The 12,942-nt window shown below is 70.8% G+C and carries 8 protein-coding genes and 1 riboswitch; of the genes, 2 read left to right on the plus strand and 6 right to left on the minus strand.

The annotated features are described in order from the left end of the window. Window positions 1–85: 85 nt before the first annotated feature. From Acy02nite_RS05810 to Acy02nite_RS05820, 3 genes are read right to left on the minus strand one after another with little or no spacing between them, the layout of a single operon-like run. Window positions 86–2,545 carry a transglutaminase TgpA family protein gene (locus tag Acy02nite_RS05810; protein WP_203738738.1) on the minus strand — a complete coding sequence of 820 codons (2,460 nt, stop codon included), beginning with the start codon at window positions 2,543–2,545 and terminating at the stop codon, window positions 86–88. Then, window positions 2,542–3,840, minus strand: a complete 1,299-nt coding sequence (locus Acy02nite_RS05815; protein WP_203738864.1) for a DUF58 domain-containing protein — start codon at window positions 3,838–3,840, stop codon at window positions 2,542–2,544. Before Acy02nite_RS05815 ends, Acy02nite_RS05810 begins: the two co-directional genes overlap by 4 nt. 2 nt (window positions 3,841–3,842) lie before the next feature. Next, window positions 3,843–4,886, minus strand: coding sequence for an AAA family ATPase (locus Acy02nite_RS05820; protein WP_203738739.1), 1,044 nt, complete (start codon window positions 4,884–4,886; stop codon window positions 3,843–3,845). Between the two features lie 442 nt (window positions 4,887–5,328). Here Acy02nite_RS05820 and leuS point away from each other — a divergent pair, with 442 nt between their 5' ends. Then, window positions 5,329–8,145, plus strand: a complete 2,817-nt coding sequence (gene leuS / locus Acy02nite_RS05825; protein WP_203738740.1) for a leucine--tRNA ligase — start codon at window positions 5,329–5,331, stop codon at window positions 8,143–8,145. A gap of 405 nt (window positions 8,146–8,550) precedes the next feature. On the opposite strand, the gene Acy02nite_RS05830 is transcribed toward leuS, so the two are convergent. The 3 genes from Acy02nite_RS05830 to Acy02nite_RS05840 all read right to left on the minus strand — a co-directional run bounded on the left by Acy02nite_RS05830 (window position 8,551) and on the right by Acy02nite_RS05840 (window position 11,342). Then, entirely contained in the window at window positions 8,551–9,300 is a 750-nt protein-coding gene (locus tag Acy02nite_RS05830; RefSeq protein WP_203738741.1) for a TVP38/TMEM64 family protein, read from the minus strand. 73 nt (window positions 9,301–9,373) lie between these two features. After that, window positions 9,374–10,087: a type 1 glutamine amidotransferase gene (locus tag Acy02nite_RS05835; protein WP_203738742.1), complete on the minus strand. Its 714-nt coding sequence runs from the start codon at window positions 10,085–10,087 to the stop codon at window positions 9,374–9,376. Window positions 10,088–10,121: 34 nt separating this feature from the next. Next, window positions 10,122–11,342, minus strand: coding sequence for a Mur ligase family protein (locus tag Acy02nite_RS05840; protein WP_203738865.1), 1,221 nt, complete (start codon window positions 11,340–11,342; stop codon window positions 10,122–10,124). Between the two features lie 414 nt (window positions 11,343–11,756). Next, window positions 11,757–11,934: riboswitch (cyclic di-AMP (ydaO/yuaA leader) on the plus strand. Window positions 11,935–11,940: 6 nt separating this feature from the next. On the opposite strand from Acy02nite_RS05840, the gene Acy02nite_RS05845 reads away from it, so the two are divergent. Then, window positions 11,941–12,777 (plus strand): C40 family peptidase, encoded by an 837-nt coding sequence (locus tag Acy02nite_RS05845; protein ID WP_239174258.1) that lies wholly within the window; start codon window positions 11,941–11,943, stop codon window positions 12,775–12,777. The last annotated feature ends 165 nt before the right edge of the window (window positions 12,778–12,942 follow it).

The raw sequence follows: 12,942 nt of genomic DNA on the forward strand, positions 1-12,942 counted from the left end.
GGGGTCGCGACTGATGGCCGGGCCCGGGCTGAGGAACAGGACGGTGAGGGCGCCGCCCCGACGGGACGACGCCCTCACCCACCGATCAGCGAGCCCGATTCACCAGACGCCGCGGATTGAACCGTGTCACCCATTCCCCGAAGCGCCCCGACCACTCCATCGCCCGGGTGCCCGCCTCGGCGAGCCCGAGACGCCAGCTGAGCATGATCGACGGCGGGAGAAGAGCCGCCCGCAGCCGGACCCGGGTGTTCGCGGAGCGCGACATCCCGGACCGGACCTGGCGAAGAGCCGCGGCCAGTTCCGCGCCCTGCATCGGCTGCCGGGCGTAGCGGGCCCGTTCCTCGGCGGTGCCGAGCAGTTCCGCCGCGGTGGCCGGCTGGTCGGTGAGGACCGTTTCCCGGATGAGCCGTTGTGCGGTGAGCCGTGGCGTCTCGGTCGGGTCGACAGCGATCTGGAAGTCGACCATCGTGTCGATCAGCTCGTCCCACGCGGCGTGGGCGTCCTCGCGGGCCTGGGCCGTCTCGGTGGTCACGGTGATCCCGGTGACCGTGCCGGCCGGGCCGGGGGTGGACGGGTCGATCACCGCGGGCGGCGGGCCGGCTGTCGCCGCGTGCCGCTGGCGGCGGAGCAGGACCCGGCGCAGTGCCGGGACCAGCAGCAACGCGATCAGCGTGGCGATCAGGCCGAAGATCAGCAGACCGGTCCAGTTGTCTTCGTCGGTGGTGACGGTGCCGAGGGCGGACGAGTCGTTGAGGTCGCCGGCCTTGTCGGGCCGCTGGTTCGGGGCGGCCGAGGCGGAGCTGCTGACGCCGGGCGCCGCGGCGGTCGGCGCGGTGGCGGTCGGCGCCGTGGTCCGGTCGACGTCCGGCGCCCAGTCGGGCCGGGAGGCGCCGGTGACCGAGACGGACGGGGTCGCGTCGAACGGAACCCAGCCGAAGCCCTGCAGGTAGACCTCGGTCCAGGCGTGCGCGTTGCGGTTGGTGATCACGTACGTGTCACCGTCCTCCGGGGTGCCCCGGGTGAAGCCGAACGCGACCCGGGCCGGGATTCCGGCGGCCCGCACCATCCACGCCATCGCCGCGGCGTACTGCTGGCAGTAGCCGACCTTGTTCTTGAGGAACGCCTCGATCTCGGAGAGGTTCCCGGTGGACTGGGTGGACAGGCTGTACGAGAACCCGTACTTCTTCGAGAACGAGTCGTAGATCGCGCGGACCTTGTCGTAGTCCGTGGACTTGCCCCGGGTCAGTTTCGCGACCTGCTCGTTCACGTAGGCGTTGTCCGGAACGGCCGTGTACGCCCGGCGGATCGGGTCGTCGCGCCCGAGGGCCAGGGCGGTCCGCAGCTCGTCCGGGGTGTACTGCGGGCGGAGGTAGTCGATCGAGTACTTCTGCTTGTTGGTGGTGCTCCGGTTGGAGTAGAGCACCTGCTGGTTCCCGTCGTACGCCCACGTGCCGGCGAGATCGCTGATCCCGACCGGGTACGAGTACAGCGGGGCCAGGCTCTGCCGCAGCCCGTCGGTGACCTCGACGTCGGCGTGGAACTGCTGGAACGTCGTCTGGTTGGTGGTGCCCTCCCGCCGCGGGTCCGGCAGGCTGCCCCGGTTGAGCGTGTTCCCGTTCGGCGGCTGGTTGCCGAAGCCCTCCGCGGTGAGCTGGTCGGCGACTCCGAACCGCAGGTAGAACGGGTTCTTCTCGTTCGTGCTCACCTTCAGCAGCGTGACCGTGGTGTTCTGGGAGAGCTGGCCGCTGAGCGAGGCGAACAGGTTGATCTTCCCGTTGCCGCCCCCGCCTCCGCCGCCGATCCCGGGGCCGTTCTGCGTGAGCTGCGACAGCAGGCCACCGCTGACGGTCGGCACGGCCAGCGGCAGTAGCACCGCGACCAGCACGCCGACCACGCCGAGCCGGCGCCCGGCGGCGGCCAGCGGCGACGGCTCCCAGACGTCCACGTCCCGCCCGTCGCCGGTGAAGCGGCGGCCGAAGCGGCGCACCCGGTCCACGTTGTCGGCGACCAGCAGCCACAGGTAGCCGCAGGCGCCGACGATGAACGGGGTGACCGGCACGCTGTCCAGGTAGACCGCCACCGGGATGGAGTAGATCGCCAGCATCGGCAGCCCGGCCAGGGCCGGCCGCCGGAACACCGCGGTCAGCAGGTCCACCACGATGGCCACGACGCCGATGCCGAGGGCCGCGACGAAGAGCAGGCCGTCCCGGTCGGGCACCGGCACCGCGTACGACCGGGTGTCCTCCCCGGCCTGCTGGATCAGCTCACCGAAGTGGGCGATCGTGGCCGGGGTCGGCACCAGCAGCTCGTGCCCGCTCGGGAAGATCCAGGTGAGCGTGACGAGCATGGCGACGATCATCCCGAGCGCCTGCGCCCAGCTGGGGAAACGCAGCGTGCGGGTGAGCACGCCGGCCCCGGCGATCATCGCCACGGTCAGGATGACCTGGAGCAGCCAGGTCCACTTGTCGAAGATCGTCGCGAGGGGCGCGGCGGAGAGCAGCGTGGCGCCGGCCGCGACCAGCCCGAGACGACGGCGCCCGGTCATCGGTGCACCCCGCTCACGGTCTCGGCCATCGCCGCGCGATAGGCGAAGCCCTGCGACCCGCGGCCCACGGTGGGCCACAGGGCGGGCAGCGTCTCGCCGTGGGACACCCGCACCGACCGCCAGCCGCTGCGGACCAGCGCCAGTGACGCGGCCGCGTGCTCCCGGTCGGACTCCTGCCGGTCACCGGCCGTCATCGAGACCCACGTCGTACTGTCGATGGCGAAGCCGACGCAGGTCGCCCCGTTGCCGCGGAGCTGGCTGAGCAGGTGCGCCTCGGCGGTGGTGAGCGAGCCGAACAGGCCGATCACCAGGCCGCCGTCGGAGCGCCGCCGCACGTTCTCGACCAGGAGCGACACGTCCGCGGTGGAGGCGGTCTTCACGTCTGCCAGCGCGTCCAGGATCAGACCCTCCCCGCCACTCTCGGAACCGTCGATGTCCACCCCGGTGCCGGTCACCAGCCGCACCTTGTAGCCGGCCTCGCGCAGGTGCACCGCGACGCTGGCGGCCGCCGAGACGGCCCATTCGAAGCTGGCCGTCGGCCCCTCGCCGCGATGCGCCTGGGCGCGGGTGTCGAGCACCACCGTGGCCCGGCTCTCCCAGGGCTGTTCCTCACGACGGACCATCAATTCGCCGGTACGGGCGGTGGAGCGCCAGTGCACCCGCCGCAGGTCGTCGCCGCGCCGGTATTCCCGGGTGGCCGCGTCGTCCTCGCCGTGCACCGCGACCGAGCGGGCCCGGCTGTCACCGGCGCCCGCATACTCCCCGGCGAGCCGGACCCGGGGGAGCGGGACGACCTGCGGGATCACGGTGAGCTGGTCGACGCTGGGGAACGAGCGGGTCAGCTCGCAGAGCCCGAACGGGTCGGTCAGCCGGATCACCAGCGGGCCGATCGGGTACCGGCCGCGCACGTCGGCACGCACCGTGTACGCCACCGAGCTGGCCTGGTGGGCGCCGAGGCGTTCCAGCACCACGCGCGGGCGGCTGCCCAGTGCGTACGGCAGCCGGTCCTCCAGGAGCATGGTGCCGGTGGGCAGCCGGGACAGGTTCTGCAGGCGCAGGATCACCCGCGCGCTGGAGCCGACCGGGGCGCGGCCCGGCTCCAGCGAGCGGGTGCACGCCAGTTTGTACCGGCTCCGGCCGACATACACCGCGGCCAGCAACGGCAGAGCGGCCAGGAGCACGGCGACCCGCAGCAGGTCACGCTCACCGAGGATGAGCGCCGAGATGCCGGCGGCGATCGCGGCGGCCAGGAACGAGCGGCCGCGCGTGGTGAGACCCCGCAGCGCCTCCCGCATGGTCATCGCCCCCGGGACTCGTATTGTGTGCCGCCGCCCGCGGCGCGGGTGTCGTACGGGTTCCGGTTCGCGTGCGGGATCGGCAGCCGGTGCACGATCTCGGAGACGATCGTGTCGGTGGTCCGCCGGTTGAGCTGCGCGTCGGCGGTCGGGATGATCCGGTGGGCGAGCACCGGCACGGCCAGCGCCTGCAGGTCGTCGGGGAGCACGTAGTCACGGCCCTCGAGCGCCGCGACCGCCTTCGCGGTGCGGATCAGCTGCAGGGTGGACCGCGGCGACGCGCCGAGCCGGATCTCCGGCGCCTCCCGGGTCGCGGTGACCAGGGCGATCGCGTACTGCTGGACGGCGTCGGCGGCGTGCACCGCGCGAGCCGTCTCGATCAGCCGGCGGACCATCGCGGCGTCGGCCACCGCGCGCAGGTCGTTGAGCGGGTCGTGGTCACCGTGGCCGCTCAGCATGGCGAGCTCGGCCCGGGGGTCCGGGTAGCCCATCGCGATCCGGGCGGTGAACCGGTCGCGCTGCGCCTCCGGCAGCGGGTAGGTCCCCTCCATCTCGATCGGGTTCTGCGTGGCGACCACCATGAACGGGGCCTGCAGCTCGTACGTGGTCCCGTCGACGGTGACCTGCCGCTCCTCCATGCACTCCAGGAGCGCGGACTGGGTCTTCGGCGAGGCCCGGTTGATCTCGTCGCCGACCACCAGGTTGGCGAAGACGGCGCCCGGCTTGAACTCGAAGTCCCGGGTCTCCTGGTTGTAGACGCTCACCCCGGTGACATCGCTGGGCAGCAGGTCGGGGGTGAACTGGATCCGGCGCACCGAGCAGTCGATCGAGCGGGCGAGCGCCTTGGCGAGTTTCGTCTTGCCCACGCCCGGCACGTCCTCGATCAGCAGGTGGCCCTCGGCGAGCAGGACCGCGACGGCCAGCCGCACGGTCGCGCTCTTGCCCTCGATGACCTGCTCGATGTTGGTCATGATGGCCTGTGTCGCGGCGTGGAACTCGGCGCTCGTCAGCGGGCCTGTCGGCTCGCCCCAGGTCGGCGTAGTCACGGGCTTTCCTCCAAGTGATACGTACCCGCGCAAGTGGATCACCCACTGTGTCAGGGCACCCCAAGGTTGCGGGCGCCCAGCGGCCGTGGGCCTCCGGCGCTCGCCGCCCGTTCCTGACAGGTTATCTCCGTTGGCACACCGCTCCGAAAGGCCGGAACGACCGGGGTTTTCTGGAAACCGGACGAACACGGTCCATCTACCGACAGTGATCGGGATCCGGAACAGTTCGTTCTCGAAAGGCATACCGGTCGCCGTGTGTGATGGCGGCCGGGTACCATGGCGCGCATGGCTCGGCGTGTTCTGCTCCTTAGCCGGCCGTGCTGATCCCCCGGGTGTTGATTCCGGCCCGGTGACAGCACGGCGTCCCCTCCTGCGTGAGGGGCTTTTTTGTGCCCTGGACGCGTGACCCCGGCCCACTGACTTAGACGAGATGGTGTTGACAATGAGCGAGACCGAGAACCCGTTCCGCTACACCGCCGCGCTGGCCGGCGAGATCGAGCTGCGCTGGCAGCGCTTCTGGGCGGAGAACGGGACGTTCCACGCGCCGAACCCGGTCGGTGAGCTGGCCGACCCGGAGCATCCGCGCGCCGGTGCGCCGAAGCTGCACGTGCAGGACATGTTCCCGTACCCGTCCGGCGCCGGCCTGCACGTCGGGCACCCGCTGGGTTACATCGGCACCGACAGCTACACCCGCTACAAGCGGATGGCCGGCTACAACGTGCTGCACCCGATGGGCTTCGACGCCTTCGGCCTGCCCGCCGAGCAGTACGCGGTGCAGACCGGCACCCACCCCGCGGTGACCACCGCCGCGAACGTCGAGCGGTACCGCGAGCAGCTGCGCCGCCTGGGCCTGGCCTACGACGAGCGCCGGTCGTTCTCCACCACCGACCCGGAGTACTACCGCTGGACTCAGTGGATCTTCCTGCAGGTCTTCAACTCCTGGTTCGACCCGGAGCTGAGGAAGGCCCGGCCGATCAGCGAGCTGATCACCGAGTTCGAGACCGGCACCCGGCCGGCACCGGGCACGCCGTGGAAGGACCTGTCCGCTGTCGAGCGGCGCAAGCTGATCGACGACCACCGCCTGGCCTACGTGTCCGAGGCCCCGGTCAACTGGTGCCCCGGCCTGGGCACCGTGCTGGCCAATGAGGAGGTCACGCCCGACGGCCGGTCCGAGCGCGGCAACTTCCCCGTGTTCCAGCGCAGCCTGAAGCAGTGGATGATGCGCATCACGGCGTACGGGGATCGCCTGGTCGAAGACCTGGACACCCTGGACTGGCCGGAGCCGGTCAAGCTGATGCAGCGCAACTGGATCGGCCGTTCCCAAGGCGCGCACGTCGACTTCCCGATGGGTGAGACGCACATCCGGGTCTTCACCACCCGCCCGGACACGCTGTTCGGCGCGACGTACATGGTGCTGGCGCCGGAGCACGAGCTGGTCTCCGGGATCGTGCCCGCCGCCTGGCCGGAGGGCACCCACGAGAAGTGGACCGGTGGCGCCGCGACTCCCGCCGAGGCCGTCGCCGCCTACCGGGCCGCGGCCGCCGCGAAGACCGAGGAGGAGCGGACCGCCGACGGCAAGGTGAAGACGGGCGTTTTCACCGGGGCGTACGCGACCAACCCGGTCAACGGCGAGCGCGTGCCGGTCTTCATCGCCGACTACGTGCTGGCCGGCTACGGTACCGGCGCGATCATGGCGGTCCCGGCTCACGACGAGCGCGACTACGAGTTCGCCACCGTCTTCGAGCTGCCCATCGTCCGTACCGTCGAAGCGCCTGAGGATGTCGAGGGTGCCTGGACGGGCGACGGCAAGGCGATCAACTCCGCCGATCCTGAATCCGGGTTCAGTTTGGATGGGCTGAACAAGACCGAGGCCAAGGCCGCGATGATCGCCTGGCTGGAGGAGAAGGGCTTCGGTCAGGGCGCCACGACCTACCGGCTGCGCGACTGGCTGTTCAGCCGCCAGCGGTACTGGGGCGAGCCGTTCCCGATCGTCTACGACGAGACCGGCCTGCCCGTCGCGCTGCCCGAGTCGATGCTGCCGGTCGAGCTGCCCGACGTCGACGACTTCTCGCCGCGCACCTTCGACCCGGACGACGCGGACACCGAGCCGGAGACCCCGCTGTCCCGCAAGAAGGACTGGGTGCAGGTCGAGCTGGACCTGGGTGACGGGCTGAAGACGTACACCCGCGAGACCAACACCATGCCGCAGTGGGCCGGCTCCTGCTGGTACGAGCTGCGCTACCTGGACCCGCACAACGACAAGGCGCTGGTCGACCCGGAGAACGAGGCCTACTGGATGGGCCCGCGCAAGACCGGCGACTGTGGTGGCGTCGACCTGTACGTCGGCGGCGTCGAGCACGCCGTCCTGCACCTGCTGTACGCCCGCTTCTGGCACAAGGTCCTGTTCGACCTGGGCCACGTCTCCAGCTTCGAGCCGTTCCGGAAGCTGTTCAACCAGGGCTACATCCAGGCGTACGCGTTCCAGGACGCCCGGGGCTTCTACGTCCCGGCCGAGGAGGTCGCCGAGCGCGACGGCAAGTACTACTACGGCGATCAGCAGGTGACCCGCAGCTACGGCAAGATGGGCAAGTCGCTGAAGAACGTCGTCACCCCCGACGAGATGTGCGAGCAGTACGGCGCCGACACGTTCCGGGTGTACGAGATGGCGATGGGCCCGCTGGACGTCTCCCGCCCCTGGGAGACCCGTGCCGTCGTCGGCTCCCAGCGCTTCCTGCAGCGCGTCTGGCGCCTGGTCGTCGACGAGGAGACCGGCGCGACCCGGGCGATCGACGGCGAGCTGGACCCGAAGTCCCGCAAGGTGCTGCACCGGGTCATCGCCGGCGTCCGCGAGGACATGGACGAGCTGCGGTTCAACACCGCGATCGCCAAGCTGATCGAGCTGACCAACACGCTGACCCCGCTGCCGACGGTCTCGCGCGAGGCGGTCGAGCCGCTGGTGCTGATGCTGTCGCCGTTCGCGCCGCACCTGGCCGAGGAGCTGTGGGGCAAGCTGGGCCACGAGGGCACGCTGGCCTACGCCGACTTCCCGGTCGCCGACCCGGCGCAGCTGGTGGCCGACTCGATCACGTACCCGGTGCAGGTCAACGGCAAGGTCCGCGGTCGGGTCGAGGTCTCCCCGGACACCCCGGAGGACGAGGTGCGGGCCCAGGCGCTGGCTGCCGTCGCCGAGGTGCTGGGTGACAAGACCCCGAAGAAGGTCATCGTGGTGAAGGGCCGCCTGGTCAGCGTCGTCGTCTGACGGTGCTCACCGTGGGCGGGATGCTCACGCTCAACCCAAAGCTTCACCACCTGCTTCGGTACGGCGTGAGCACCGTCCCGCCGCGCCCCTCCGGTCACGTCCGCTCCAGGTCCCGCTCGCCGCGCGACGCACCGTTCCCGGCTGGTGCCCACGGTCGTCCGCGTCATGCATGACAGCCCTGAGTGCCAGCCGCGCGCCGTCGGCTGGTGTTCACGGTTGTTCTGGTTGCGCGTGGCAGCCGTGAGTGCCAGCTGTGCGCGGGCTCGCGGAGACGGCTGGGCGGACGGTGCTGGTTGCGGGCCGACGGGCTGCGGGTCACGCCTGCTGCGTCACGCGAGTCGTGCCGGGGTGGGTCAAGCCCGGAGCGTGGGTCACGCCGGGCTGTGGGTCACGCCGGGCTGTGGGTCACGCCGGGGTGGGGGCCACTGCCGGGGTGGGGGCCACGGCGGGGGTGGCGGCGCGGCGGGACGTCTGGCGCCAGCGGAGGATGATCGCGGTGGAGAGGATGAAGCTGATGATCGCGGGAGCGACAGTGATGGGGCTCATCCGGCCGGGGGAGACCACCGCGGCACCGATCACGGCGTAGGTGACCGTGGACGGGATGGCGGCGATCGTGGTGCCGAGCAGGTAACGCTTGCGGCAGACGCTGGTCGTGCCGTAGGCGTAGCCGACCAGGCCGAACGGGGCCAGCGGCAGGAAGCGGACCAGCAGCACGGCGGCGAGGCCGCGACGGTTCAGCCAGCCGTCCAGGCGGGCCAGGCGGCCACCGGCCCGGGCCTGCAGGACGCCCCGGCCGGCCCAGCGGCCCAGATAGTAGGTGGCGGTGGCGGCGATCACGGCGGCGGCCAGCGCGGCGATCGCACCCGTGGCGGCGCCGAGCAGGGCGCCGCAGGCCACGGTGACCGCGGTGCGCGGCACCAGGACCGACAGCAGCAGACCGCCGAGGACGGCGACCGCGACGGCGGCGCCCGGGCCCAGGGCGACGACCGCGTCACCGATCTCCCGGAGCGGGAGCAGGGCGGCGGCCGCGGCGAGACCGGCGATGACCAGGGTGAGCACGCCGAACCGGAGGAAACGGCGCTTGCGGCTGGTCGGCGCAGCCTGAGAGTCCGCGGGGAGAAGGGTGCCCGTGGAGAGTTCAGGTTTGTCGGTCATGCAGGCCAACCGCCCCAACTGTCGTCGATTCAGGACAAGGTCGTGCTGATCTGTTCCGAGCTCGTCTTCGTCGTCAGGCGGGGAGACCGGCGGTGAGCCGTTCCCCCCGGAGCCGCTCGGCCCAGGTGTCGTCAAGGGGCGCAAGCCTATCCGCGCCGGTGGACCAACGCAGTAGCAGATCGGCTAGCGCTGGGTTGCGAGCCAACGCCGGACCGTGAGAGTAGGTCCCGATGATCTTCCCGTACCAGGCGCCCTCGGTCTGGCCGTCGTTGCCGATGCCACCCGTCACGCGGGCCAGCGGCGCGGCGTGTGCGCCCAGGTGGGTGCGGCCGCCGTGGTTCTCGAAACCGGTCAGCGGGGGCAGCCCGAGCCGCGGGTCGATGTCGCCGCGCAGCTCGCCGACCGCCCGGGTCTCACCCCGGTCCGAGGTGATGTCGAGCAGGCCGAGCCCGCCACATTTCGTCCCCTTGGCGAAGAACGAATGACCGAAAAGCTGATAACCCGCGCAGATGGCCAGAACCGACGCGCCCTGGGCGACCGCCCGGTTCAGGCCGCCGTCGGCGATCAGACGCTGGGCGGCGAGCGCCTGCGGGCCGTCCTCACCGCCACCGATCAGGTAGATGTCGGCGGTGGTCGGCATCTGCATGTCCGAGCGGACCTCGTAGGTCTCCACCGGGATGCCACGAGCGGCGGCCCGGTGGGCCAGGATCAGCATGTTGCCCCGGTCGCCGTACGTCGACAGCAGATCGGGGTAGATCCAGACGATCCGCAGCGTGCTGTCGTTCATGATCGAGAACTCCGTCTTCCCGTAGCGGACCGGATCAGTTGACGCGGTCCAGTACCGCTCGGATGTCCTGGAACGCCGTGTAGTTGGCGATCACCTCGAGACGGCCCGGCGGCACCTGCGCCAGCGCCTCGTCGAAGGTGTGTACGTGCTGGAACGGCACCTGGTTCACCTGGAGCCGGACGGCCAGGTCGTACGCCCGGTCACCGGTGATCAGCACCGGACGGTCCCGCAGCGGGGAGAAGTCGACGTCCCACAGCCAGGACGTGTCCAGCCCGTCGGGGTCCCGCGCGTTGATGGAGAGCAGGGTCGGCGCCTGGTCGGCCATGTCGAAGGCCTCCAGCCAGCTCGCCGGGTTCTTCGCGAGCAGCAGCCGGATGTTGCGCCCGTCGCGGTCGACCTGCGCGTAGCGGCCGGCGATGGAGGTCACCCGGGAGAGCCGGGGCAGCGCCTCGATCGGGCGGACCCCGAACTCACCGGCCACCGCGAGCGCGGTGGCCGCGTTGCCCAGGTTGACCTTGCCGGGGAGCTGCAGCTTGACCAGGTGCCAGTCGCCGCGCGGGTCGATGACGCCGTCCTCCTCGACCACCCACTGCGGGGTGGGGCGGCGCAGCGGGCAGCCGACGCACCACCAGTCACCGCCGGCGCGCTCGATCGGGTGGCCGCTCTCCGGGCAGACGGACGAGTCGTCCTGCCAGCGCTGACCGGCGCTGAACCAGGTGGTCTGCGGGCTGGCGGCGGCCGCCCAGACGACCAGCGGGTCGTCGGCGTTGGCGACCACGCGGATCTCGGGGTGGCCGGCGAGCGCGGTCTTCCACAACTGCGCCATCATCGCCACCTCCTTGGCCCGGTCGAGCTGGTCGCGGGAGAGGTTGAGCAGCGCCACCACCTTGGGACGGGTGGCCTCGATCACCTGGGGCAGGTAGTGCTCGTCGGTCTCCAGCACCGCGAACGGGGTGTGCCCCTCCTTGGCCAGCGCGGAGGTGTGCCCGGTGGGCATGTTCGCGCCGTAGGAGTTGGTGGCGACCCGGCCGAGCACGCCGACCGCGGCGGCGGTCAGCCGCGTGGTGGTGGTCTTGCCGTTGGTGCCGGACACGAGCGCGACGGCACGGCCGGACGCGAGGTGGGCCAGCAGATCCGGATCGATCTTGAGGCCGATCCAGCCGCCGATCACCGAACCGTCGCCGCGTCCCGCGGCCCTGGAGAGCGCGGCCGCAGTCTTCGACGCGGTGGTCGCGACTATGGCCCGCAGGGGCATCTTCCCGTCCGTCACGCCAGCGAGGGTACCGGACCGGAGAGTTACGTCGAGTTGCCGGAAGGCCCGGACCACCGGACCGGCCCGAGTGGCTCGAATGGGTGACCCCTTCGGTGCCGCTCACCGGCGATCGGCTGTCACCAACGGGTTACCACCTGAGTTTTTCTGTGTTCTGGTTCACTGGGATCGATCAACTTTGAGTAACCGTGTAGACACTTAGCGCCATGACATTTGTCTCGCGGAGGTAACAAACTGGACAGTAGCCAATGTGCCAACTACACAGAGTGAGCAGTTCGCACCTGACGATCAAGGAGATTTTCAGGTACCAAGGATCCGCCGGCAGCAACCGCTCGCCGGTCGCGCCCTGCCGGTTCACGCCGAGCCCTGCCCCGGACCGGTGGACGCGACCAATGCACCACCAGGAAACTGACTAGGCATTCGGGGGCAGGGACGGGGAACCCAGATTTCGGTCCGCCCGCGTCGTCCCACCCGACGGCGCACCGGTAGGACCTTGGGGTGAAGCCACCACGGTGGCCGGGCAAGCCTTCCCGCCCGAACCCGACAGCTAACCTCGCAGGCGTGCCGGAGGGATCTCCTAACCGTGCACCAGCACAGTTCGGGCCGCCACCGCGCGGCACGCAATCGGCGTCTGACCGGCGCCACCACCGCCGCCCTGTCCCTGGGTCTCTGCCTCTGCGCAGGCCAGCTCATGACGGCGACGGCTGCCCAGGCCGCGACCACGACGACCCCGGTCTCCTCCACGGCGACGGTCAAGGCCGCCGCCGCGAAGGTGAAGCCCACCATGACCACCCGGGTCAGCGTCCGCACCATCGCGTACGGCGCCAAGACCAAGGTCACCGCCAAGGTCGTCAACCCGAGGACCGGCAAGGCCGCCAAGGGCACCGTCCGGCTGCAGGGCTACGTCAACGGCAAGTGGGTGCTGCTGGCCAAGAGGACCGTCCCCAGCAACGGCACCGTCGGCTTCACCGTCGCGCCGAAGTCGACCATGTGGGTGCGGACGCTCTTCATCGGCACCGGGTACACCCAGGTGTCGCACCAGGCGAAGATCTACGTGAAGGGCAACAGCGGCGCCAAGGTCCTCGCCGAGGCGAAGAAGCACACCGGCGCGCTGTACAAGTTCGCTGCCGCCGGGCCGACCCGCTTCGACTGCTCCGGCTTCACCCAGTACGTCTACAAGAAGGCGGCCGGGAAGAACCTTCCGCACAAGGCGGACGGGCAGCAGAAGGCCGGCAAGGCGGTCAGCAAGTCGAACAAGAGGGTCGGCGACCTGATCGTCTTCCGGTCCGGGTCGCACGGGTACCACGTCGGCATCTACGCCGGTGGCGGTTACATGTACGACTCGCCGCACACCGGAGCCCGGGTCGGCAAGCACAAGATGTACGGCAGCAACTACGTCGTGCGCCGTCTGGTCGCCTGACGCGGTCCGGCCGGCGAGGTGGCGGTTCGCCGCCTCGCGACAGGTGGAGGCCTAGCTGCTGAAGGCCTCGACCGTCGGTAGGGCGCCTTGGACGGCGCCCAGTGCGTGGCGGGCGTCGTGGATGGCGCCCAGTGCGTGGGGCGAGGGCTGTGAACGGTGCCCAGT

It is taken from the genome of Actinoplanes cyaneus (assembly GCF_016862095.1).
In the GTDB taxonomy this organism is placed as follows: domain Bacteria; phylum Actinomycetota; class Actinomycetes; order Mycobacteriales; family Micromonosporaceae; genus Actinoplanes; species Actinoplanes cyaneus.